The sequence below is a fragment of the Salinigranum sp. genome (assembly GCF_041641895.1).
Classification (GTDB): domain Archaea; phylum Halobacteriota; class Halobacteria; order Halobacteriales; family Haloferacaceae; genus Salinigranum.
Genome location: NZ_JBEPXO010000049.1, coordinates 1 through 22657, shown reverse-complemented (window position 1 = coordinate 22657; position 22657 = coordinate 1). Strand labels below are relative to the sequence as shown.

The 22657-nt window shown below is 64.9% G+C and carries 19 protein-coding genes and 2 pseudogenes; 8 read left to right on the top strand and 13 right to left on the bottom strand.

From position 1 onward, the window contains the following. Nucleotides 1-81: 81 nt before the first annotated feature. Together ACESK5_RS11755 and ACESK5_RS11750 are read left to right on the top strand one after the other, a co-directional pair. A complete protein-coding gene (locus ACESK5_RS11755; protein ID WP_372911756.1) occupies nucleotides 82-528 on the top strand; it encodes a hypothetical protein in 447 nt (148 codons plus the stop codon). A gap of 29 nt (nucleotides 529-557) precedes the next feature. Next, entirely contained in the window at nucleotides 558-1604 is a 1047-nt protein-coding gene (locus ACESK5_RS11750) for a CBS domain-containing protein (RefSeq protein ID WP_372911755.1), read from the top strand. Between the two features lie 104 nt (nucleotides 1605-1708). On the opposite strand, the gene ACESK5_RS11745 is transcribed toward ACESK5_RS11750, so the two are convergent. Continuing rightward, complete coding sequence (locus ACESK5_RS11745) at nucleotides 1709-2323, bottom strand: hypothetical protein (protein WP_372911754.1); 615 nt, start codon at nucleotides 2321-2323, stop codon at nucleotides 1709-1711. 264 nt (nucleotides 2324-2587) lie between these two features. Between ACESK5_RS11745 and ACESK5_RS11740 the strand changes: the two genes are divergently transcribed. The 4 genes from ACESK5_RS11740 (at nucleotide 2588) to ACESK5_RS11725 (ending at nucleotide 4622) form a co-directional block, all read left to right on the top strand. Continuing rightward, a complete protein-coding gene (locus ACESK5_RS11740; RefSeq protein WP_372911753.1) occupies nucleotides 2588-3130 on the top strand; it encodes a hypothetical protein in 543 nt (180 codons plus the stop codon). A gap of 102 nt (nucleotides 3131-3232) precedes the next feature. Further along, nucleotides 3233-3652, top strand: a complete 420-nt coding sequence (locus tag ACESK5_RS11735; RefSeq protein WP_372911752.1) for a universal stress protein — start codon at nucleotides 3233-3235, stop codon at nucleotides 3650-3652. Between the two features lie 508 nt (nucleotides 3653-4160). Further along, on the top strand, nucleotides 4161-4406 hold the full coding sequence (locus ACESK5_RS11730) for a hypothetical protein (RefSeq protein WP_372911751.1): 246 nt from the start codon (nucleotides 4161-4163) through the stop codon (nucleotides 4404-4406). A 39-nt stretch (nucleotides 4407-4445) separates the two neighbouring features. Beyond that, nucleotides 4446-4622, top strand: coding sequence for a hypothetical protein (locus ACESK5_RS11725; protein ID WP_372911750.1), 177 nt, complete (start codon nucleotides 4446-4448; stop codon nucleotides 4620-4622). Nucleotides 4623-4664: 42 nt separating this feature from the next. Here the strand turns inward: ACESK5_RS11725 and ACESK5_RS11720 are convergent, their stop codons facing one another. The 3 genes from ACESK5_RS11720 to ACESK5_RS11710 form a co-directional block, all read right to left on the bottom strand. After that, complete coding sequence (locus ACESK5_RS11720; protein WP_372911749.1) at nucleotides 4665-4826, bottom strand: PGF-CTERM sorting domain-containing protein; 162 nt, start codon at nucleotides 4824-4826, stop codon at nucleotides 4665-4667. A gap of 314 nt (nucleotides 4827-5140) precedes the next feature. After that, nucleotides 5141-5308 (bottom strand): hypothetical protein, encoded by a 168-nt coding sequence (locus ACESK5_RS11715; protein WP_372911748.1) that lies wholly within the window; start codon nucleotides 5306-5308, stop codon nucleotides 5141-5143. Nucleotides 5309-5735: 427 nt separating this feature from the next. Continuing rightward, on the bottom strand, nucleotides 5736-6197 hold the full coding sequence (locus tag ACESK5_RS11710) for an SRPBCC family protein (protein ID WP_372911747.1): 462 nt from the start codon (nucleotides 6195-6197) through the stop codon (nucleotides 5736-5738). Nucleotides 6198-6388: 191 nt separating this feature from the next. On the opposite strand from ACESK5_RS11710, the pseudogene ACESK5_RS11705 reads away from it, so the two are divergent. After that, nucleotides 6389-6595: pseudogene (locus tag ACESK5_RS11705) on the top strand (TFIIB-type zinc ribbon-containing protein); the annotation flags it as partial. A gap of 79 nt (nucleotides 6596-6674) precedes the next feature. Here the strand turns inward: ACESK5_RS11705 and ACESK5_RS11700 are convergent. The 3 genes from ACESK5_RS11700 to ACESK5_RS11690 all read right to left on the bottom strand — a co-directional run bounded on the left by ACESK5_RS11700 (nucleotide 6675) and on the right by ACESK5_RS11690 (nucleotide 11197). Then, nucleotides 6675-7547 carry a hypothetical protein gene (locus ACESK5_RS11700; protein ID WP_372911746.1) on the bottom strand — a complete coding sequence of 291 codons (873 nt, stop codon included), beginning with the start codon at nucleotides 7545-7547 and terminating at the stop codon, nucleotides 6675-6677. A 1750-nt stretch (nucleotides 7548-9297) separates the two neighbouring features. Further along, nucleotides 9298-9651 (bottom strand): four-helix bundle copper-binding protein, encoded by a 354-nt coding sequence (locus ACESK5_RS11695; RefSeq protein WP_372911745.1) that lies wholly within the window; start codon nucleotides 9649-9651, stop codon nucleotides 9298-9300. 235 nt (nucleotides 9652-9886) lie between these two features. After that, nucleotides 9887-11197 carry a YbhN family protein gene (locus tag ACESK5_RS11690; RefSeq protein ID WP_372911744.1) on the bottom strand — a complete coding sequence of 437 codons (1311 nt, stop codon included), beginning with the start codon at nucleotides 11195-11197 and terminating at the stop codon, nucleotides 9887-9889. Nucleotides 11198-11486: 289 nt separating this feature from the next. On the opposite strand from ACESK5_RS11690, the gene acnA reads away from it, so the two are divergent. Then, nucleotides 11487-14267, top strand: coding sequence for an aconitate hydratase AcnA (gene acnA, locus ACESK5_RS11685; protein WP_372911743.1), 2781 nt, complete (start codon nucleotides 11487-11489; stop codon nucleotides 14265-14267). A 75-nt stretch (nucleotides 14268-14342) separates the two neighbouring features. On the opposite strand, the gene ACESK5_RS11680 is transcribed toward acnA, so the two are convergent. The 6 genes and pseudogenes from ACESK5_RS11680 to ACESK5_RS11655 all read right to left on the bottom strand — a co-directional run bounded on the left by ACESK5_RS11680 (nucleotide 14343) and on the right by ACESK5_RS11655 (nucleotide 21856). Beyond that, on the bottom strand, nucleotides 14343-14567 hold the full coding sequence (locus ACESK5_RS11680; RefSeq protein ID WP_372911742.1) for a hypothetical protein: 225 nt from the start codon (nucleotides 14565-14567) through the stop codon (nucleotides 14343-14345). A gap of 18 nt (nucleotides 14568-14585) precedes the next feature. Next, nucleotides 14586-17261, bottom strand: a complete 2676-nt coding sequence (locus tag ACESK5_RS11675; protein ID WP_372911741.1) for a heavy metal translocating P-type ATPase — start codon at nucleotides 17259-17261, stop codon at nucleotides 14586-14588. Nucleotides 17262-17512: 251 nt separating this feature from the next. Then, on the bottom strand, nucleotides 17513-18112 hold the full coding sequence (locus ACESK5_RS11670) for a winged helix-turn-helix transcriptional regulator (RefSeq protein ID WP_372911740.1): 600 nt from the start codon (nucleotides 18110-18112) through the stop codon (nucleotides 17513-17515). A gap of 340 nt (nucleotides 18113-18452) precedes the next feature. Further along, nucleotides 18453-18710: pseudogene (locus ACESK5_RS11665) on the bottom strand (hypothetical protein); the annotation flags it as partial. Nucleotides 18711-18844: 134 nt separating this feature from the next. Next, nucleotides 18845-20653: an SLC13 family permease gene (locus tag ACESK5_RS11660; protein WP_372911739.1), complete on the bottom strand. Its 1809-nt coding sequence runs from the start codon at nucleotides 20651-20653 to the stop codon at nucleotides 18845-18847. 582 nt (nucleotides 20654-21235) lie between these two features. Further along, nucleotides 21236-21856: a methyltransferase domain-containing protein gene (locus ACESK5_RS11655; protein WP_372911738.1), complete on the bottom strand. Its 621-nt coding sequence runs from the start codon at nucleotides 21854-21856 to the stop codon at nucleotides 21236-21238. Between the last annotated feature and the right edge of the window lie 801 nt (nucleotides 21857-22657).

The following is a 22657-nucleotide window of genomic DNA, read 5'->3' as shown; positions in this document are numbered from 1 at the left end:
CCGTGAGCGAATCGCTGGGTCGTCGTGCCGGTTCGCTGCTCGCAGAGGGTGTCGGAGGGGCCGCGTCACCGGCGGCGAGAGATGCCGCTCGGCCGCCGTCGCGACGAGGGTGTCGAGCATCTCCTCGGAGATGGCGACCCCGTACGCGTCGACGCCAGCCGCGAGGAGGCCCGGGTAGCTGTCGCCGGTCCCACAGCCGAGTTCCAGGACGGGACCGTCGGCGTCGCGACAGGCGTCCACGAAGAAGGGTCGGTCCGGTCGGCCGGCAGCGAGGCGTCGTGGAACCGTGCCCACGGGTCGAACGGAGACTCAGATACGAGTACGACCGTCGTCACGGATAATATTGAAACCCTCACCAGTCGTCTATCCGACATGGACATCGGGCGCATCGTCTCGACGGAGTACGAGACAGTCGACGCCGACACGCGGGTCGCGAAGCTGACGGCGAAGTTCGACGAGTCCGGCGACCGGGCATTCGTCGTCGACGACGACAGCGAGTACCTCGAATCGCCACCATCAGGCAACTGAACGCCGCACAGCGCGACCCCGACGCGAAGGTGCGCGGACTCGTCTGGCACCCGACGAGGGTCGAACGCACCGCCGACGTCCGGGCAGTCGCGCGGGCCATGGTCGCCAGTCGGAGCGAACTCCTTCCAGTCGTGGAGGGGGACGACCTGGTCGGCGTGGTGACGGCGGACGACCTGCTGGCGGCCGTCCGGGAGTTCCTCGGCGTGTTGTCGGTCGACGACGTCTACACGTCCGACCCGGTCACCGTCTCGCCGGAGACGACCGTCGGCGAGGCGCTCCACGCGTTCCGCGAGCACCGGGTCACGCACCTCCCGGTCGTCGACGAGGAGGACGCCGTCGGCGTCGTCAGCCTGTTCGACTTCCTCACGTTCACCACGCGTACCGTCGACCGGGGCAGTGGCGGTGCGGCCGGAGGGGTCGACGAACACGGGGGCGGCGGCTCTCACGCCGGCTACCGGTCCCACGGCGGGTTCGGCGAGCGAGCGGGGGACGTCGACCGACTCCTCGACCTCCCCGTGAGGGACGTCGTGAGCGCGCCCGTCGAGACGACGACACCCGGTGAGTCGCTCGACGCGGCGGTCGAGACGATGCTCGATGGGGGCATCTCGTCGCTCGTGGTCGTCGAGGAGGGGTCGCCGGTCGGCATCGTCACGAAGACGGACGTCCGCGAGGCGTTGACCTGGACGGGCGAGCGCCGACTGCCGGTGCAGGTCACGAACGTCGACCTCCTCGACGACATCAGCAGAGAGGAGGTGGTCGAACTCGTCGGGAGTCTCACCCGGAAGTTCGGGAACCTCACTCTCCTGGAAGCGAACGTCTTCCTCCACGAGCACGACGAGACACTCCGTGGGACGCCGCTCGTCATGGCACGGATCCGCCTGTTCACCGACAAGGGCCACTTCGTCGGAACCGGCGAGGGGTACGGCGCGAGCCACGCGCTCCATCTGGCGCGGAACATCGTCGAGCGGCAACTCCTCGAGGGCAAGTCATACGACGAGACGAAGAAGCACCCCGACGAGGAGTACTGGTCGAAGGTGTTCGGCTGGTGGCTGACGGCTCCGCCCCGGCGGCGCTAGTGTGGGACTGAGCGAGGTGGACGGGTCGGAGGTCTGCCGGACGGGACAGGGCACGTCGGACCTCTCGTCTGGGAGGATTCAGCTCTCACTCCGGGTGCGTCCGCTCACGCGTCGTGGAGGGTGTAGCCGTCCGCCGCTAGCTCTGCTCTGACTCGTTCGTCCAGTCGCGCCCGGACCTCGTCGCGGAACCGATCGATCGCAGCGTCCTGGGTCCACAGTTCCAGACGGTCTTCCGTACCCTCGACGAACCGGTACCGACGGCCGTATCGCTCCCCGTTGTCCCCGTACGCGACGACGGTCACGTACGGGCGTCCGTTGTAACGCGTCCCGGTCTGTTCGCGGGTCTCGTCGTACTCGCCCCACTGGCCGGTCTGGATGACGCTGATCCGCTCGAAGTCCGTGAGGTCGGTGCTGTACCGACCGACGACCAGGCCACGCTCCAGTTGCTCGCGGTCCCAGCGCTTCTCCTCGTCGGAGCCGACCGCTCGCCCGAGGACGTGCGACGGGGTGATTTCGGTCACCTCCCACGTCGGGAGGTGTCGCGTCTCGCCCATCCGTTCGCGGTGGAACGCGTCCCCTTCCTGGATCCGGTCGCCCGGGCTGACGCGGATGTACATCGGCCGTCCGGGTCGGACGACGATGAAGAGTTCCTCCGGCGTCGTCTGGTACTCCGCGTCGCTGTCGCTGTACCGTGAATCGATCCGCTCGTGGTTCGACATACGTAATCCCGTGATAACGTACGGAATCCAACGACATAAGGAGGGTGCTCGGTCCGGTCGGCCGAGCACTCGGCCTGCGCAGCGTCGAGAGGCGAGACGTCGATCGGAGACGACACGTCGACCGCGCGACAGAACCGTTCCGTCGCCGGATCCACTGTCACCGAACCCCCACACGGACGACCCGGACGGTCCGGCCTCGAACTGTCAGGGGACCGGGAGAGGGGATTTAATATCTCAGACGTCGATGGTAATTACTTGGTATATATGGGATCAGAGCTACGCGGATCAGAACTGGTACAGACGTCGAACAACCGCCGCTGGATAGCGGGAATCGGAGGCGGCCTCGTCGGCGGTGTCGGCATGGGGCTGCTCCTCCACTTCGGGATGGGCGCGATGCCAGTCGTCGCGTCGCTGTACGGACAGTCGTCCGTCGCCGTCGGGTGGGTCGCCCACCTGTTCCACAGCGCCGTCTTCGGGCTGATCTTCGTCGCGTTGATCACCCGGACGGGACTGCGCACGTACGCGCGAACGACCGCTTGGACCACCGGTCTCGGTGCGCTCTACGGGGTTGTTCTGGGCGTACTCACGGGCGCGTTCGTCCTCCCGCTGTGGGTGAACGCGGTGAGCGGGGCTGGACTCCCCGTCCCGCTGTTCGCGACGCCGGCGTTCGTGGGGCACGTCCTCTTCGGACTCCTCCTCGGCGCCATCTACGCGGTCACCCACAGCCCACCGTCCAGCACGAGCGCCGTCCCGCGTGTCGACGCCGACGACGGGACGGCTACCGAGGCCGACCCCGAGACGGTCTGACCGACCGGCCGGACCGACTGGCGAGTCGGACGACACGCCGGAGGTGAGCGAGCGACCCACCGAGCAGAGACCTATTAACCCGTCGCCGACGTGACAGTGCGTATGGGAAGCGTCCTACTGGCTACTGACGGGAGCGAGTACGCCCGGACGGCGGCGCGCCGTGCGGTCGAAATCGCTGACGAACGAGGGACGCCCCTCCACGTCATCTGCGTGGTGGACAGTCAGCGGTTCGCCGAACCCGCACTCAGTTCGACGGAACTGACGACCATCTACGCCGAGGAGCACGCCGCCGTCTGCGTCGGGGAAGTCGAGGAGATGACTGCGGACAGAGACTTGCCCGTCGCGGGAGACACCCGACACGGGGTCCCACACGAGGTCATCCTCGAGTACGCAGCGGAGGTGGACGCGGACGTCATCGTGGTCGGAGAACACGGCGACCACACCAGACACTTCTCCGGCGTCGGGAAGCGCGTGGCTGAACGAGCCGACTGCGAGGTACTCGTCGTCGAAGCCGAGAGCTGAGTCGCGCGCTGAGTGCGGGGGTGGCCGACCCGCGCGGACCGTCGATTGGGGAATCTCGCTCCCGCGTCGACTGGCGCTGACGTGTATTCGTGTCGGGCCGACGAATCCCACGCGAAGCCGCGCAACACGTGACTGAACACCACGGGGAGTGTCGAGGAGGGGGAGCGAACCGGAGCCAGGCCGTTCGAGGCCGTCGCCACCGGAAGCGAGCAGACCCGACCCGGCGCGGAGGACGACGTTCGAGAACCGTGCCGCTGCGACGGACCGAACGAGAGGTCGCGTTCAGAAAATCAAAATCGAGTGACACGAATCGACGAGTTTCGAAGTGTGATTGATCTAATGTTTTTAGGGTGTCAATTACTAGGCTACGACTGTAATTCTCTCGGTCGAGAAGATGTCAGGGTCGGTCACCGTCTGCGAGCGCACACACTACGCGTGGTTGCTCTCTCCCGCGTCCGAGCCAGTGGAGAGGACGAACGTTTTGCCGCCGGCCACGAAGTCGGAGTGGATGACACTCGACGCGACGACGCCCGACCCGCCGGACCTGACGAACCGCGGCCTCCCCGCACAGTTCGACCCGGACGAGCTGTCGGGAAGCGAGAGCGAGTTGTACCGGGACGCTCTCGAGGAGGCACTCCGCGACGGGGCCTGGAGCGAAGCGTTTCAGGAGTGGGCTGCGTACACGGACCTGACCGAGGTGGAGTACCGGGAACTCGACGAGCGTGGGTTCCTCGAGGCAGTCGACTTCTACTAGGATCCGTTCGAGGAACCCCTCCGGTTCGACGTCCCGCAGATGCCCGGAGGGATGGACGAGGAGTTCGCGTCCAGAGCGACGCTCGAACTGACCGACGTCGCCGAGACGGTGCTCGAAACGCTCGAAGACACGTACGAGGACTGGACCGAAGCGGGTCCCTCGGACGCTGTCTGGACGGAGGGGATGTACGACGACGGCGCCGAACCCGGAGAGTGACCGCCGCGAGGTAATGACCCGGTCCGGAGCGTCAGAACGCCACTATCCGCCCCGGCGACGGATGGCCAGCGGCGCCACGGCGAGAATCGCGACGACGGTGAGCACCACGCCGAATCCGGGGAACTCCGTCGGCGTCGTCGTCGGAGCCTCAGTCGGCGTTGTCGACGGAGACGCCGTCGACTCACTGGATACCGTGACGTTCATTCGCTAGAGGAGGACACGACGCTTCTGCCGGGAACGCGGCTCCGTTCCGGGCGAGACGGACGCGGAGGGTCGACCGCGTCTCGCGACGGGGCCACCCCAGGCTTAATGTCGTGGATGCGGTACGACCGGGCGTGACCGAGAACCGAGACTCGGCTGCGGCGCCGTTCGAGTGTGACCTGTGCGGGGAGCGGTTCGAAACCCAAGAAGAGCTACGGGCGCACGCCCAGGAGTCGCACGCGATGGGCGGTGACGTATCGTCGTAGTCGGGGGCCGGCGCGACCGAGGAGCGAGCGACTCGCTCGCCGCGGCCATTCTCACGGCAGGTCCGTCTCGGCCGTCCGAGGGCGGACGACCGCCTCACACTGGCGACACGCCGCGTAGGCGGCCTGTCGCCCGTCCGTCCGCTCGTACTCGATGATGACCCACGACTGACGGACGGTCGCGCGACAGCGCGGGCACTGACCGACCGTCGACGCGTCCATCACGGTTCTGGCCTCGCGGCTTTCCCGTCGAACAGGTCGATGGCGGTCGTACAGCCGAGGCACCCGAAGACTTCGCGTTCGTTCCCCCCGAACACGCGGATGAAGTCGGTACTGACGAAGGAGCCGCATCGTCGGCAGTTTGGCATACTGAATTCCCCCCTTCCCCTCGTAGGGACGATACTGACTGCTCGGCGATAGGATAAATAGTTTGCCACGATTGCGGCAGGAGAGCCGGTGGCTGACCCCGGTGAGAGGGGGAAACGCCTCGCCTCTCGTCTAAGTATGCAGGTGCCTTTTTTGTCCAATCAGTTGCCAAGAGGTGGGAGGTCCAGAACATCGCACCCTTGCCCTGGATTGATGGAGCTAAATACAGGTCACGTACAAACAGCGAGAAGTGGTCGGATGCCGGATGCGGGATTGAGGCCGATTAGGCCTCGATCGTGGTTTCGGCGGCGTGTTCGGCTTCGAGGAGGTCTTGGGTGTGTTCCAGATGGGTCCGGAACATCCGGTTGTTGAAACGCGCGACGATGGGTTCCATGATGCGGTCCAGCAGGGAGTCGCCGTACTCGAACTCACTGTGGTGGTCGATGCGGGTCCCGGTCTCGGTCTCGACGAACCGGTTCTCGACCTCACCGCTGGTCCCCTCGCCCTCAACGGACACGACGAACCGCGTGTTCGGATCCTCGATGGTTCGGACCATCTCGACGGGTATCGATTGGCCGAGGACGTGCTGGGTGGCCCGGAGCGTGACGGTGTCGTCGGTCTCGTCGATGATTTCGAGGTTCTTGAGACTGGGCATCGTTTTTGCCCAGTTCTCCGGGTCCGAGTCGAATGCGAAGACGTCTTCGATGGGCGCTGCGATCTCCACTGAGTAGTCGTAGGTGTGCATGGTGGTGACACTCGGTCGAGGGGCGTCACCGATTCCAGCAGCTACGGAGCCGTGGTGAACTTACTCCTCAACTATACGACGATACGTCAACAAGGGAGATAAACTAGTAGTATCACGTGCTGTTACGGGGCCACATCACCCTCTATATTCAGCAGTCCATTCCTCTCGGAATCACGGACAACCGCCCTCTTCGTGTGAGAACGAACAGCGTCGAAACCATCTGTGAGGACTGTGGGCTCGATATTGACGGAGAACGAATCGACCAGGGTCCGGAATGGAGAACTTACGGTCAGGGTCAGCGAAAGCGCACGGGCGCTCCACTGACAGCAGCACGTCACGACCGAGGGCTGTCGAGGGAGATTGGTCACAGGACCGATACGAACGGGAACGGACTCTCGACCCTCACGGGTGTGGGTACGCACTGCTAGAGCTGTTTCTCGACCTGCAATCCCTGGCTACGTCATCTCCCCAACTACACTAAACGTCGGGAGCGAACACCGCACTGTCACTCCTGGGAAGAGGGACGAGCAGTTCTGACTCTTCCGGGATAGTAAGAGTGATACTGCAACCGCTCATGGTGGTGTTGACCTCGCTAACGTCAGAGTAGCGCTCGGTCTGCGTGGCTGGACCAGAAATAAGAAAGTAGTCGATCCAATCGTCGACGAGGAGGTCTACCTCCATGAACGTCCAGTCCTCCCGTATCAGTTCATCTGCTGTCATCTCTCGCGACCATCCGCTCCCATCCAGCCGGAAATTCGGGCCGGGGCCGATATTGTAGTCCTGCGGGTATACCACTGGGTCGTCGGTGGTTCCCCACGAATTCTCGACTTTTTGTTCGTTATCTTGATAAATAACTTGCCGGATCTTGAATTCGCTCTCCCTCGTTTCCCAAGCCGAGTCGCACCAGTTCTCGAGTCTGAACGACAGCGGATAGTGAGTAACTCTATATCTAGGTGTGATTACAATATCGTGGGATACGGCAGCGACACCACCGTTTACATCATCGACTCGTACATTGACTGAGAACTCGTACGGTTCGGAGCTTTCTGTGAGGTCGTACCGATGGTACAATTTGTACGTCCCTTCCGGTAGTGGATCGTCGCTGTTGCCGGAGGAGACAGGAACAGGTAAACCTGGTCGATGGTTGACCACGTCCTCGTCTCCATCCCCCCAGTTGATCTTGAGCCGTCGAGTTGAGTCGCCTGTAACTACTGTCGCTGTTGCAACAACGCTGTCGGTTGTGACAGACGAATCGACTATTTCTGCGGCCTGAGTATTGTACTCCGGGGGATTGGGGCGAATCGTACGCCCTGTATGCTCCGGTGACTCGAATTTTATTGATTTCGACATATATATCTCCTAAAATAAGGGCTGGAAGGTATTAACCATATCGCACCTTGCCGTTACGGGTCGATTTCGTCTGCACCGACACTACTGGCTCCCGTCAGATATCCAGAGACGGTCGTGCGGTGGCTGTCGAGTCAGCGAATCCCACCCGCCACGTTCCAGACGATGCAGACTACTTGCGAGCAGTGACCAGCGTGAATTGCCTCGGGGGCAAGCTCCGAGGCACTCGCCTCGAATCTCTGTAGATGAACGTTGGAGAGTGGTCATCAGGAGAGTCTTCGACCGGAAGTCGTTCCATGGACTGTTAGTTTCGGGGCTCCTCCGCCAGTCGACGTTCTTCCTGATTCACTCGTCGGGAAATTCTGCTATCGGGGTGTGCCACACGTAGCGACCGAAGTTGCAAGAGATGCGCTCTCTATTCAACACAGCCGTAGCAAACTAATAGCGACTGTGGGTTTCGAAAGAGCCCATTTAAGTGGTTGGACCGATTCGAACCCCAGTCGAACTACTCGGCGGTGTGCTCCCGCCCGAGCACCTCGATACACACGGCGACTGGAGTCGTTGCCCCGCTCGAGAACGAGCGAAGACGGCGAACGCGGAGACGAGCCACGGGAGCGGTCGTTCGGTCGAGTTCGAGAGAAATCGGCTGATAGCGGCCGTTAGTCGACTCAGCGGTCCCACGCTGTTCCCACAGAGCGACGTCGGTTCTGTCCGGTCCGTTGCACCCGGGTCCCGTCCCGCCGATATCCAAATAGTTCTACATCGTCGACAGGAAACGACGGTTCCCGAGAGGGCCGACAGTTGGACGTTCGGGCCGGCACGGTGAGTGGCGGTCGGTCAGACTGACTGACCAGTCGTGGACGTCCCTGCGACGGGGTGCTTTCGTGGCCAAAACTCCCGTCACCACTGTGGAGGGGCGCCGAGGTGTGTCGTCACCCGGTGGTATCCTCGTCGTCGTCGGTTCGGGGCGCGTCGGAGCGACGCGTCGCGTGACTCACGGCGTCGGGGTCGGTTCTCACAAACCAGTTATGTGTGCTGTGTGAGCATACCTATGCCCTGTCGGGAATGGCAGGGAGTGAGACAGGAGCGTTCCTCCCCCGTACCTCCTGTCTCACCCCCCTTGCCCCCTCGGACTCTACCGACGTACACCCGGCGTGGGCAGTCGGGTCGGAGCGAGTGTCCCTCGCTCCGAGTCCGGGTCCACTGTCAGTCGGAGTAAGTGTAACTTCTCATGCTGTTCCACCCACGCTGTAGTTCGAGCGACGGGCGGTGACCGATTGACTGTTGTGAACCCTGGCCTCCTTCGCGCCCGTTCGAGGGCGTCGAGTGGAATGCCCGGGGGACAGTCTCCGGCGACCGCCACCTGTCGACGGCGGCGTCGGCCCTGGGGGTGTCGTCCGTTTCCTCCTCGCCTTCGGGGTCGTCGTCCAGTGCCTCCGGGTGGAAGTGGTCCCACGGCTGGACACGCTCGTGCGCCAGCAGGTCACTGCGGACGATTTCGAATCCCAGGTCCGCGAGTCGGGTTGCAACTCGTGGAGGATGCAGCGGTCCAGATCGACGAGTGGCTCCATCGGACGCGATACGGTCCCTGCCTCCGTTATTCGATGTGCCGAGGCCGGCGGTGCGGCCGCTGCTGGAGTAGTGAACCATCGAGTCAGCAGGTGGACGCTCTCGACGAAGCCGTACGTCGCTATAAAAAGAGGCGACGGCTACCGAGTGAAAACGCTGTCGGTCGCTGGCGTCGCCGACCGGCTCAGTTTATCATCCCGCGGCAGTGCTCGGCGCACTCCTCGAGGACCTCGGCGCAGAGCTGACAGTGGTCGGCGTCGTGTCGGGCACACTCTTCGGCACACTCTTCGCAGACGCCGGCACACGCCTCGGCCAGCTGGGTGCTGTAATTGGAGCCACGGGCCATGAACCGGGCGTGCAGCGACGCGATGTCGGCGACGTCGCGACAGAGACGCGCACACGTCTCCATCTCCTCGTCACCGAGACACTCGTCGGCGCACCACTCACACACCTCGGCGGCTTCGTTACAGATTTCGATACATTCGCGCTCTTCGTCGCTCAGGCGGTCCATCTTGGAGACCGTTTCTGCAAGAGACATCGCGTTTCACTCGACGGGCGGAAGTCCGTTCACTCCTCGCCTTGCCGCTGCAGGCATACCGATTCGGGGCGAACACCGCCTCAGGTGTCCGCCCGGTCAGACCGCCTCTCGGTGTCCACGACGGCGACGACGGTGGACTCAGACCGCGAACCCGACACGGCCGACGGTTGTGGCTGGCACGGAACCCGGGGTGCTGCGCTGGCCCGCGTGCGGGCGAGCGATGACGACGCAGTCGTCAGCCGAGCCACCGCCGTGGGAGACGACGGAGCAGGAACCACGTCAGGACGAAGCTCACCAGTACGACCGCTGTGTCTCTGACCGCGTGAACGACGATGCTGTCCGGTTCGACGAGGAGACGACTCCGGTGGATCACGACGACGGTCGTCACGGCGAGCGTGACGGTGACCGCGAGCAGAATCCTGGGGAGCGTCGACCGTGACACCGGGACGTGAGACTCGTCGTCGGTGGAGGAGTTCGGTCGTCCCCCACCCCGGAGAGTCGCCCCGGGGGACGCCGCCCCGGTCCCACCCGCGTTCCCGGTCACCACGAACCACCCGGCGACGAGCCCACCGACGAGTGACGGCAGCCAGAACGCGCTCGCCCGGTAGAGGAGCACGGCCGCCCCCGCGACCGGTGCGTCGACCGTCGTCGTCGAGAGCAGGAGGGTCGCCAGCATCGTCTCCGCGCTGCCGAAGCCGCCGGGGGTCGGCGCGAGGCCCGCGAGTTTCGCGAGGGGAATCACCAGCAGGACGACGGCGACCGAGACGTCGAAGCCGAGGCCGGCGAGCGCGACCCAGAGCGTGGACGCGACCGCGAGATGCCCGGCGACGCTCAGGCCGAACACGAGCGCGAGTCGACGCGGGTCCGCCGCCAGACGGTCGATCGCGGCGATGAACCGACGGCCTCGACGTTCGAGCGCCGCGCGGCTGGACGGCCGGACGCCCGGGACGACGCGCGCGCCGGCACGAGCGAGTGGCGTGAGACCAGCGGCGATTCGCCCGACAAGTCGGTAGCGGGACTGCCAGGCCGCCATCAGTCCGAGCGCGACCACGACCGACAGGCCCGTGACGACCAAGGCGGCGGTTCTGAGGTTTCCACCGGCTGCAACTCGCGACCCGAGGTAGCCCACGCCGAGTAGACCCAGGAACACCGCCGCGACCCGGTTGAGTGCGTTCACGCTCCCGATGGCGGCGAGTCCGGTCTCGAAGTCCGTCCCGAGCGCCCGCCTGAAGAGCACCGCCGCGACCGGGTCGCCCCCGGCCTGCCCGAACGGTGTGATGCCGTTAAAGAACCCCGCCGCAGTGAACAGCAAGATCGAAGTCGTGGGCCCGACCGAGATGTCGAGTCGGTCGAAGACGAGATGGAGTCCGAGACCCCAGAAGAGCAGTGACACGCCGCCGACAATCAGCAACGAGAGAAGCCGGCGGGGCGGCACCACCCACAGCGCGCGTCGTACCTCCCCGATGCCGACGACGCTGAAGTACACGACGAGCAGCAGTCCCCCCAGAAGCAGCCCACCGAGTACACGCCGTAAGCGGCGTTCCATCAGCTGAGTTCGAAGCGGCTTCATGAGACAGGGGCTCGGGTGACATTCGACCGCGACACGTGAATCTCTTGTCGACGAAGGCCACGCGGTGTGTATCCGTGATGATGGATATACCTGTGGTCCGGCAGGACGGTGCCATGTACTGACAGTCGTTTCGGAGCGATGAGAGATGCTCGTCGCTGGTCCGGACACCTCGGTCGTCGCCGTCGAGTCGACGCTTCCCGTGGGGGCGAGCGGTGCCGGACGCCGCAGGGAACGATTCAAACGTCGAGTCGGCGTATAGTAACACATGGCTGAATCCGATCCGTTCGACGCCGTTCGCGAGTTGGAGGTCGATGGCGTGGCGTATCGAATGGCCGACCTCACCGTCCTCGAAGAGCGCGGGCTCTGTGAACTTGACCGTCTCCCTGTCAGCATCCGTGTCCTACTCGAATCCGTCCTCCGGAACGTCGACGGCGACACCATCACGGCCGAAGACGTACAGAACGCGGCGTCGTGGCGACCGGACGTCCCGGACGTGGAACTCCCGTTCACGCCCTCTCGCGTCGTCCTTCAGGACCTCACCGGCGTCCCCGCCGTGGTCGATCTCGCGGCACTCCGTTCGGCCGTCGAGCGGCACGGCGAGGACCCGTCGATCGTCGAACCCGAGGTGCCGTGTGACCTCGTCATCGACCACAGCGTCCAGGTCGACTTCTTCGGCTCCGAAGACGCCTACGAGCGGAACGTCGAACTGGAGTACGAGCGAAACGGCGAGCGGTATCGGGCGCTCAAGTGGGCACAGCAGGCGTTCGACGACTTCCGCGTCGTCCCGCCGGGAACCGGTATCGTCCACCAGGTGAACCTCGAGTACCTCGGCCAGGTCGTCCACGCCCGCGAGCGAGACGGTGAGAACTGGCTGCTTCCGGACACGCTCGTCGGAACGGACAGCCACACGCCGATGATCGGCGGCATCGGCGTGGTCGGCTGGGGCGTCGGCGGCATCGAGGCCGAAGCCGCGATGCTCGGCCAGCCCATCACGATGAAGCTCCCCGAGGTGGTCGGCGTCCGACTCACCGGCGAACTCCCCGAGGGCGCGACCGCGACCGACCTCGTCCTGCACGTCACCGAGCAACTACGAGAAGTCGGCGTCGTCGACCGCTTCGTCGAGTTCTTCGGTCCCGGCGTCTCGAACCTCACCGTTCCGGACCGGGCCACCATCGCGAACATGGCTCCCGAGCAGGGTTCGACCATCAGTATGTTCCCCGTCGACGAGGCGACGCTCGACTACCTCGAACTCACCGGGCGCGACGAGACACACATCGAACTCGTCCGCGAGTACCTCGACGCACAGGGGCTGTTCGGCGAGCAGACCCCGGAGTACACCGAGACGGTCGAACTCGACCTCTCGACGATCACACCGAGTCTCGCCGGGCCGAAGCGGCCCCAGGACCGGGTTCCGATGGGCGACATGAAGACGCACTTCCGAGGCCTGGTCCACGGTGAGTTCGAGGACGAACTCGGTGACATCGACACAGACGCGCTCAGCCGCTGGCTGAGCGAAAGTAGCACCCCCGACGACGACCGGCCCGACCCGGACCTTCCAGACCCGGACGTCGGCGACCTCGACAGACGAGTCGAGGTCGACGTGAACGGAGAGACGACCGAGATCGGTCACGGGAGCGTCGTCGTCAGCGCCATCACCAGCTGTACGAACACGTCGAACCCGTCCGTGATGCTCGCGGCGGGCCTGCTCGCGCGCAACGCGGTCGAGCGCGGTTTGGACGTCCCTCCGTACGTCAAGACGAGTCTCGCGCCCGGGAGTCGTGTCGTCACCGAGTACCTCGACGCGTCGGGACTCCTTCCGTACCTCGAAGCCCTCGGGTACAACGTGGTCGGTTACGGCTGTACGACCTGTATCGGGAACGCCGGTCCACTCCCGGAGCCCATCGAACGAGCGATCGACGCCGAGGACCTCTGGACGACGAGCGTGCTCTCGGGCAACCGCAACTTCGAGGCGCGCATCCACCCGAAGGTGCGAGCGAACTACCTCGCCAGTCCGCCGCTCGTGGTCGCGTACGGCCTCGCCGGGCGCATGGACGTCGACCTCGAACACGACCCGCTCGGGACCGACGAGAACGGCGACCCGGTCTACCTCGCGGATATCTGGCCCGACGCCGACGAGATTCACGCGGCAGTCCACGACAGCGTCGACTCGGCGATGTTCGAGGAGAAGTACGCCGAGGTGTTCGAGGGTGACGAGCGCTGGGAGGCGCTCGACGCGCCGACCGGAGACGTCTACGCGTGGGACGACTCCTCGACGTACATCCGCGAACCACCGTTCTTTACGGAGTTCCCGCTGGAGAAGCCCGGTGTCGCCGACATCGAGGACGCCCGAACGCTGCTGTTGCTCGGCGACACGGTGACGACCGACCACATCAGTCCCGCAGGGCCGTTCACCCGCGACCAACCGGCTGGAGAGTGGCTCGTCGACCACGGCGTCGAACCCCACGATTTCAACACCTACGGCGCTCGGCGAGGGAATCACGAGGTGATGATGCGCGGGACGTTCGCGAACGTCCGCATCGAGAACGAGATGCTCGACGACGTCGAAGGTGGCTACACGATCCATCACCCCACTGGCGAGGAAACGACGGTCTTCGATGCCAGCCGTCGGTATCGCGAGGACGACACGCCCCTGGTCGTGTTCGCAGGGGAGGAACTCGGGACGGGGTCGAGCCGCGACTGGGCGGCGAAGGGCACGGACCTGCTGGGCGTCCGTGCGACGATCGCCGAAAGTTACGAGCGCATCTTCCGCGACAACCTCGTCGGGATGGGCGTCCTCCCGCTCCAGTTCGCCGAGGGCGACTCGTGGGAGTCGCTCGGTCTCGACGGCTCGGAACGGGTCGCGATTCACGGTCTCGACGACGGTCTCGAGGTGAACGACCAGCTTACCGTCGTCGCAGAACGTGACGGGGGCTCGACCGTCGAGTTCCCGGTCACGGCACAGGTGGGGACCCCCGCGGCCGTTCGATACGTCGAAAACGGCGGGATCCTACACCTGGTGCTCCGTCGACTGCTCACCGAGGAGTAGCCGTCCCTCTCGGAACGTCGCCTTCCACGGCGTGTCCCGGCGTCGGGGAGCGCGGTTGCCACATGTCACTTACGCTCACGACTCGCTCACCTCCAGCCGCCACGTCGTGCTCTTCGAGCGCCCCCACTGTTCGAGGGATACGTCGACGAGTTCGTCCTGGAGCTGGCTGAGATACTGTGCGACGGCCTTCGGTGATGCGTCTAACTCGGTGGCGATCTCACGAGCACGGAGGTACGTGGGCTCGGGGCTGGCCGTCTCGACGAGGTACGCGTGCACCGTCTCGCGGGAGATGTTGGACATCGGTGGTGGGGGTGGCGGTCAGCGGAGGCGGCCGAGGAGCTCGTAGTCGTGGTCGGGGACGTACCGCCGGAACAGGAGGCTGTTCGTCAGCACCGACACGCTCGAGAAGGCCATCGCGCCGGCGGCCAGCACCGGCTGGAGCAGGCCCAGCGAGGCCAGCGGAATCATCGCCGTGTTGTAACCGAGCGCCCAGACGAGGTTCTGCTTGATCTTCTGGAGGGTGGCGTCCGAGATGCGGATGGCCTTCACAACGTCGAGCGGGTCGTCGCGCATCAGGGTGACGTCCGCAGCCTCGATGGCGACGTCGGTCCCCGACCCGATGGCCGTGCCGACGTAGGCCACTGCCAGCGCGGGGGCGTCGTTGACGCCGTCGCCGACCATCATCGCCTTCCGACCCTCCTGCTGGATGGACTCGACCGCGTCGGACTTGTCCTCGGGCAGGACCTCGGCGTGGACGTTCTCGGGGTCGATGCCGACCTGTTCGGCGACGGCACGGGCGGTCCGCTCGTTGTCGCCCGTGATCATCATCACGTCGATGCCGCGTTCCTGCAGTTGGCGCACGGCCTCCCGGGCGCTCTCCTTGACCGTGTCGGCGTCGGCGACTACGCCAACGAGTTCCCCGGCTTCCGAGTCGGTGGACGCGCTCGTGTTAGCGGACGCGCTCGTGTCAGCGGACGCGCTCGTGCCAGCGGGCACGCGGGCCACCAGCATCGCCGTCTTGCCCTCGCGTTCGAGGCGTTCCATCGTCTCCTCGGCCGGCGAGGGGTCGACGCCGTTGTCCCGGAGCAGCTTCCGGTTCCCGACCAGCACCTCGCTGTCGTCGACCGTCGCTCTGATGCCGTGGCCGGGGACGTTCTCGAAGTCGTCGGGGTCGGTGACGTCGATACCGCGGGCCTCGGCCCCGTCGACGATGGCTCTCGCCAGCGGGTGTTCGCTCCCGCTCTCGGCGATGGCCGCGAGTCGCAGGACGTCGTCCTCGGTGAGGCGGTCACGGGGCTGTAGCTGTCCGCCGTCGGCGGCCGCGTCCCCGCCGTCGGTGACCGGCTGTCCGTCCTCGAAGACGACGACGTCGGTCAGTTCCATCTCGCCTCTCGTGAGCGTGCCCGTCTTGTCGAAGACGACCGTGTCGACGTCCTTCGCCCGCTCGAGGACGTCGCCGCCCTTGAACAGGACGCCGTTCTGTGCGCCGATGGTCGTTCCCACCATCGTCGCGGCGGGCGTCGCGAGGCCGAGCGCGCAGGGACAGGCGATGAGCACCGCGCTCGCGAAGACGACGACGGCGAACTCGAACACCGAGACGGACCCACCGGCGACGGCCGGACCCCCTGCGACGAGGCCCCACAGCGGGAGCCACTCGACGAGGCCCGCGAGCGTCGCGGGGAAGAGGAACCAGACGGCGGCCCAGAAGACGGCGTTCGCGATGACCGCGGGGACGAAGTACGCGCTGATGCGGTCGGCGAGGTTCTGGATGTCGGGCTGGCGCGACTGCGCCTCCTTCACCGTCTGGACGATCTGCTGGAGCGCCGTGTCCTCGCCCACCTTCGTCGCCTCGACGACGAGGACGCCGTTCTCGTTGATGGTCGACCCGACGACCTCGTCGCCCTCGCTCTTCTCGACGGGGACGGACTCGCCGGTCACCATCGACTCGTCGACCGCCGACTGACCGTCGACGACGACGCCGTCCGTCGGAATCTGCTCCCCCGGCCGGACCTTCATCCGGTCGCCCACCTCGACGTCCTCGAGCGGGACCTCCCGTTCGGTGCCGTCGTCGTCGACGACGGTGGCCGTGTCGGCCTCCATCTCGAGGAGTTTCCGGAGCGCCTCGCCGGCCTGGCTCTTCGAGCGGGCCTCGAGGTAGTTCCCCAGCGTGATGAACACGAGGATGAGCGCGGCCGTGTCGAAGTAGAGACTCCCGGCGATGGCGCCGCCGAGGACCGCCACGGAATAGACGTAGGCGGTAGTCGACCCCAGCGCGATGAGGACGTCCATGTTGGCGCGGCCGTTCTTCACGAGCGCCTTGTAGGAGTTCTTGTAGAACGGCCACCCGAGGACGACCTGCACCGGCGTCGCCAGGAGGAACTCGACCCAGCCGAACTCGACGCCGAGAATCCGGTCCGGGAGGAGGCCGCCACCGAGGAGGAACTTCTCGGCGAGGAAGAACAGCAGGGGTGCAGAGAGTGCCGCGCCGAACAGCGTCAGTCGGAGCTGTTTCCGGACCTCGGCCTGCCGGGCGGCGTCGCGAGCGTCCTCACCCGACCCGCTCTCGTCACCCTCTTCGCGGACCGGGGAGTAGCCGGCCTCGGTGATGGCGTCGTAGAGCGCATCGAGCGACGTCTCCGCGGGGAGGTAGGTGACCTGTGCCTCGTCGGTGGCGTAGTTCACCTCCGCCGTGACGACGCCGGGAACGGACCCGAGTGCCGCCTCGGTGGTCTCCGCGCAGTTCGCACACGACATGTCCGTGATGGCGATGCTGACCGTCTCGGTGACGACACCGTAGCCGGCGTCGTCGACGGCGTCGACGAGCTGCCCGAGCGACACCTCGTCGGGGTCGTACTCGACACTCGCCTCGTCGGTGGCGTAGTTGACGTTCGCCTCAGAGACGCCGTCGAGGGCGGTCAGGGCGTCGCCAACCGTCGCCGAACAGTTGGCGCAGGTCATCCCCGTGACGTCGAGGTGTACCGTCCGCGTACTCATTGTGGGTGGAGATAGGAGCCCCTTACTTAGTGTCGTTTCGCCTTGGGCTCCGCTGGTTCGCGGCGGGGGGAACTTTCGATTCGAAACCGGAGTCGGCGATGTGGTGCGGCCGCGTCGCTCGGGGCGTCCGCCATACAGTCCGCCGACCGCCCCGAGACGGACGGACAGACGACTGCGGAGGCAGGGACGACCCGAGCGTCCAGGAGACGCACGGCGTCCCCCGAGCGGGACACCTGACCGACCCGTCCGACTCAGTCGGTTCCCTGCTGGAGCGTCTCGTACTTCTCCTCGAACCGGGCCTCACAGGACGGACAGCAGAACTGGTACAGTTTCCCGCCGATGCGGGCCGCCGTCCCCTCGCTGTCGACCGTGTTGCCGCACTGCACGCAGGTGAGCGCGAACTCCGTGCCGCCCAGGTCGGGCGACCAGTCCACGTCGGTCAGGAGTGTCACCTGAAAGTCGTCGACAGTTCCTTCGTCGACGGTGTCGAAGAGCCAACTGGCGATGTCGTTGTCGGGCACCCGTGCGTAGACGACGAGGTCGGCCTCGGCGGTCGTGAACACGTGTTCGACCGCGTCCGCGCTCAGGAACGTCTCTGTGAGCCGCGCGGTCTCCGGCCCGTGTGAAACGAGTTCGAGCGTCAGGAGGACCGGAATCCCCTTGCGGAGCTGCGACCGGTCGATGTCGAGCGTGAACCGCTTGATGATCCCCATCTCCTGGAGGCGGGCGACCCGGTCGGAGACGGCCGGCGCCGACAGGTCGACGACGTCCGCGATGTCGCTGTACGGGCGACGGGCGTTCTCCGTCAACAGCCGGAGTATCCGGAGGTCGGTCTCGTCTAAGTCCCTCATACGCGGAGGATGGGTCCGACTCACATAAGAATCGGGGGGAGTCCGCTTTCGCTTCGAAAGTTTCCCCCGCGCTGTAACGATGAATCGAAGGGCGCTTGTCAGAGCGGAGAACGGTGAGGGGGGTCGTGACGACAGTCGGCCGGCGCTCGCCGGACACCACTCGGCGCGAACACGAACCACGTGGCGATGAGTCCGAGACGGACACGCTCCTGCGGGAGGCGGTCGTACCGGGGGACGGAGAGCGACCCCTGCTCCGGGCAGGGGTCGGCCAGACGTCTAGCCCAGTCCTGGCAGAGAAAACAGTTCGTTCAGCCTCGACGACGTACTAACACCGCACAGCAACTCCGAGTGAGGTATCCGAACTCGATGTTCCCGCCGTGTGGATTCCGTACTGGTCGGTCCCCCAGACACCATCGCCACCCCTTCGCTCCAGTTCGGAGTCGAGCGCGTCGAGCAGTTGCACCTCTTCGGGGGAGAGGATAGGGTCGTCACCTTCGAACAGTTCAGCGGACGCCTCGATGCGGGCGTTTCTCGTCCACTGGTCCAGCTGTGAACGCGCGCGTAGCACGAGTAGTCGTTCGTCTGGGAAATCGGTAATAATCCCACAAGGAGTGCAGGACGAACGAGTGTTTGTACGACGCGCATGGATGGTGGATGACATCACGAGACGACTCCACCGTCTCGGACGACGCTGTGACATCCGCCTCGCAATGCTGTGAAACACCCCGGTGCTCAGACACGGACGCCCCAGAAGAACGCGATTCCGAGCGTGGTGACGATTGAGAGGAGGAACTGCAGCGGGGCGCCGACCAGAATGAAGTCGGAAAACGTGTACCCACCGGGCCCGTAGACGAAGAGGTTCGTCTGGTAGCCGACGGGCGTCATGAACGCCGTCGAGGCCGCGAACGTGACCGCCAAGACGAACGCGAACGCGTTCGCTCCGATCGACTGGGCCGCGTTGGCAGCCACCGGAATCATCAACACGACGCTCGCGTTGTTGCTGATGACGCTCGTCAACAGCCCGGTCGCGAGGTAGAAGACCCACAGGACGCCGATGACGGGCAGGAACTCCCCTGTGGAAGCGACGGCATCGCCGAGCAGCGCCGCAGCGCCGGTCTGCTGCAGGGCGATACCGAGGGGAATAACGCCAGCGAGGAGGAATATCACGTTCCACTCGACGGACGAGTAGAGTTCTGTCGGCTTGAGGACGCCGGTGAAGATCATCGCCACGACGCCAGCGAGTGCTGAGACGACGATCGGGAGGACGTCCAGCGCAGGCAGTGCGACCACGCCGGCGATGATACCGACCGCGAACGGGATTTTCTCGCTCCGGTAGGTCACCTCGTCGAACTCGTGGGCGACGATGAAGTCCTCGTTCTCGACGAGTCGCGTGAGGCTATCTGGCGGTGCCTGGACGAGAAGCGTGTCGCCGACGCGAATACGGATGTCCTCGAACCGATCCCGGACGACGTCTCCACGGGTACGAAAGGCCAGCACGTTCGCGTCGTAGCGCTGTCGGAACGACGAACTGGTTAGCGTCTCGCCAACGAGAAACGACCCCGACGGGACGACGACTTCGACGAGTACCGGCTCTTCCGCTTCCGGATGTAGATCGTCTTCGCTTCGGGGACCGCCCGACAGTGTAAGTCCCTCGGCGTCCATGATGTACTCGAGCGTCTCTCGGTTCGTCCTGAGCCGGAGCGTATCGTTTTCGTGAATCTCCTTGCGAGCGAGAGGCTCGTCGAACCGCTCGCCGTAACGAATCAGCTGTAACACGTCGATGTCGAGGTCGTCGTCGCCGAGCGCCTCCCGGACGGTCTGGCCGATGAGCGACGAGTTCGCCGGGACGACGACGTCAGCGAGGTACTCCTGGAGGGCGTACTCCTCGACGAGGTCCTCGTCGGCCGGAATCCGTTCGGGGAGCAGTCGAACGCCGACCGTCATGAGATAGAGGGAACCGACGGCGAAGACGACGACACCGAGTTTGGTGAACTCGAACATCCCGAACGCACGGAGTCCGAGGCTGGGCGACTCCGCGCCGAGTTGAGCGGCGATGTCGCTCGCGAGGATGTTCGTCGACGTCCCGATGAGTGTGAGTGTCCCCCCGAGCATCGACGCGAACGACAGCGGCATCAGGAGCTTCGACGGCGACGTTCTCCCCTCGTGTGCGAGGTCGGCGATCACGGGGACCAGAATCGCGACGACCGGCGTGTTGTTGATGAACCCCGAGACCGGGCCAGTGACCCCGATCGTCGCGGCGAGTTGCTTGCGACGGTCGGTCCCGGCGAACGCGGCCATCTTCCGGCCGATCAACTGGACGAGGCCGGTTCGATTGATGCCCGTACTCAGAATGAGCATCGCCAGCACCGTGATCGTCGCCGGGTTCGCGAACCCCGAAATCCCCTCCCGGGGTGAGATCTGTGTCCACGGTTCGAGAATCATCAGCAACACCATGATCAGGATGGCGGTGACGTCGATGGGGAACCGCTCAGTCGCGAAGAGCGCGAGTGCGAGGAGAATGAGGGCGAAGACGACGAGCATCTCCGCTGTCACCGGTGTCGAAGCCAAGCCCTGGGTTGCCAGCGGAAATAAAAAGGAAGGCACACTGTACAGAGGCAGTTACGCGGCAAAAGGTCTGGTATTCCGATCCGCCGGACGGCTGGCGATTCAGATACGACTGCTGACCGAATGGCTCTACGAGGATGACGTGTTCGTCCAGTTCCCGGAGCGGCTCGTGGACGAGAAATCGGACGACGTGTGGAGAGGCCTGGCGACAACGTTTTCGGATCCGTCCCGCGGGAAACCGAGGACTCGTCGCCGGGTCGCCGTCCCATGCAGGTCACACACGAGAGACACTCGCTCGGACACGGAGTAGAGGACACTGCGGTCGACAGCGACCGTGGAAACCGGGTGAACGGGATGCTTCAGGTAGAGGACCGGAGATTCCAGAAGCGGGACGACGTCCCGTGTCTCTCTGACGAGTGACCGCCGAAGTCCCAGCTCGTCACCACCGTTCGGAGGGGGTGGCTGATGTTGGAGACGCTACTCCGCCTCCCGCAAGACGTGACACGGGGAACAGCGACCGAGTGGCACAGGAGGGAGGGGGAGGCAGTGTCGTGGCGGTTAATCGGACGCGCGAAACGTCCGCGTGGTGTCTCTGACGCCACGGACGACGTCGACCTCGACGAGACCGAGCGAGGTGAAGATGTGATGCCAGTCTCGGTAGTAGAGAGGGGTGTCGTTGTCGACGTAGTTCACGTCGCCGTCAGACGGTGATGACTCGTCGGGTGGCCCCTCGTTCTCCACCGTCACGAGGACGCTGTCGGTGATTCGAGCCACCTCCTCGAAGACCCATTCGACGTCGGGATGCAGGTGCTGTAGCGTTTCGACCGAGTAGACCGCGTCGAACTGTCCGTCGTCGAACTCCTCGACGACGTCCTCGATTGGGCCACAGTGAAACGTTCCGACGGTGGCGAGTGCGGGATAGTTCTCTCTCATGACGTCGAACGCCTCGGCGTTGATATCGACGCCTGAGAGGTTCTCGAAACCGTGGTCAGCGAGGTGTGCGAGGTGACGGCCCGAACTACACCCGAGTTCGAGGATTGTTGCGTCACGGTCGAGGTGTGTGCTGAGGAGCTCGCGAACCACCGTACTCGTCTCGTTCGAACCGTGATATGCGTAGTACGCCGGCGAATATTCGTACGCCCGGTTTCTCCACGTGTCTCGGACGTTATCGGGGTCCACGTGTATTGACTCCGGCGGATACGTAAAACGGCGTCGGACGGGGTCTGCTTCGTCTGTACAGAAATCTGCACGTGAACACCTCGATCAAAAAGAACGTGGGACTCGTAACCGTACACGGGGGTCTGTTCAGTGGCAGTGGCGGACGGTGAGGTCGGGGTCCTCGACGACACTGACGGTTACGGTCACCACGATGGACAGCGCTGACGAAGACGTGTCCTTCCACGGAGAGGAGGTTGGTGGTGACCACCTCGCGGAAGGGAGCGACGTCGAACAGGCCCCCACGGACCTCCACACGACGAAGGTCGTCCGCGCACAGCTCGAGCCACTGGGGATACCGGGGGATTCGAGCAGGAGGGGTGTCCGGGCGAGTTCGGCTGCCGAATCGGTTCGCTCAGTCGAGGGACATCGTCAGCGAGCGGCCAGCACTGTTCGAATGGCTGACTGGACTCGAACGGGTGACACCAGGAGATCGGGGTGACAGCCGAGAGCCTCATCTGGAGACCGAGCGACGAACTCGAGCAGGAACTCTTCGATGAGGCTCGGCCGCTCTGCTCAGCCGCGGTGACGACTCACCGTTCCCCGAACCGAACTCGACGATTCGACGTGGAGTTCATCTCGCGTCCGGGGGTCGTCTAGGGTCCACGAGGCGGGTCGACGGTGTCATCCCGGTCTCGCTTCCCGGGAGCACGTGTTCTTCCGGACTCCGGAATCGAACGGGGAATCCTCCGACGTCGAAGCGACGTACACACGAGAGGTGGATCTTCGAACCGCTCGCCGGTACGACGCGTCGAATCGGCTCGG

Coding starts and splice junctions, on each gene's coding strand:
- ACESK5_RS11755 (WP_372911756.1), top strand. CDS start 82: ATGCCGCTCGGCCGCCGTCGCGACGAGGGTGTCGAGCATCTCCTCGGA.
- ACESK5_RS11745 (WP_372911754.1), bottom strand. CDS start 2,323: ATGTCGAACCACGAGCGGATCGATTCACGGTACAGCGACAGCGACGCG.
- ACESK5_RS11740 (WP_372911753.1), top strand. CDS start 2,588: ATGGGATCAGAGCTACGCGGATCAGAACTGGTACAGACGTCGAACAAC.
- ACESK5_RS11735 (WP_372911752.1), top strand. CDS start 3,233: ATGGGAAGCGTCCTACTGGCTACTGACGGGAGCGAGTACGCCCGGACG.
- ACESK5_RS11730 (WP_372911751.1), top strand. CDS start 4,161: ATGACACTCGACGCGACGACGCCCGACCCGCCGGACCTGACGAACCGC.
- ACESK5_RS11725 (WP_372911750.1), top strand. CDS start 4,446: ATGCCCGGAGGGATGGACGAGGAGTTCGCGTCCAGAGCGACGCTCGAA.
- ACESK5_RS11720 (WP_372911749.1), bottom strand. CDS start 4,826: ATGAACGTCACGGTATCCAGTGAGTCGACGGCGTCTCCGTCGACAACG.
- ACESK5_RS11715 (WP_372911748.1), bottom strand. CDS start 5,308: ATGGACGCGTCGACGGTCGGTCAGTGCCCGCGCTGTCGCGCGACCGTC.
- ACESK5_RS11710 (WP_372911747.1), bottom strand. CDS start 6,197: ATGCACACCTACGACTACTCAGTGGAGATCGCAGCGCCCATCGAAGAC.
- ACESK5_RS11700 (WP_372911746.1), bottom strand. CDS start 7,547: ATGTCGAAATCAATAAAATTCGAGTCACCGGAGCATACAGGGCGTACG.
- ACESK5_RS11695 (WP_372911745.1), bottom strand. CDS start 9,651: ATGTCTCTTGCAGAAACGGTCTCCAAGATGGACCGCCTGAGCGACGAA.
- ACESK5_RS11690 (WP_372911744.1), bottom strand. CDS start 11,197: ATGGAACGCCGCTTACGGCGTGTACTCGGTGGGCTGCTTCTGGGGGGA.
- acnA (WP_372911743.1), top strand. CDS start 11,487: ATGGCTGAATCCGATCCGTTCGACGCCGTTCGCGAGTTGGAGGTCGAT.
- ACESK5_RS11680 (WP_372911742.1), bottom strand. CDS start 14,567: ATGTCCAACATCTCCCGCGAGACGGTGCACGCGTACCTCGTCGAGACG.
- ACESK5_RS11675 (WP_372911741.1), bottom strand. CDS start 17,261: ATGAGTACGCGGACGGTACACCTCGACGTCACGGGGATGACCTGCGCC.
- ACESK5_RS11670 (WP_372911740.1), bottom strand. CDS start 18,112: ATGAGGGACTTAGACGAGACCGACCTCCGGATACTCCGGCTGTTGACG.
- ACESK5_RS11660 (WP_372911739.1), bottom strand. CDS start 20,653: ATGCTCGTCGTCTTCGCCCTCATTCTCCTCGCACTCGCGCTCTTCGCG.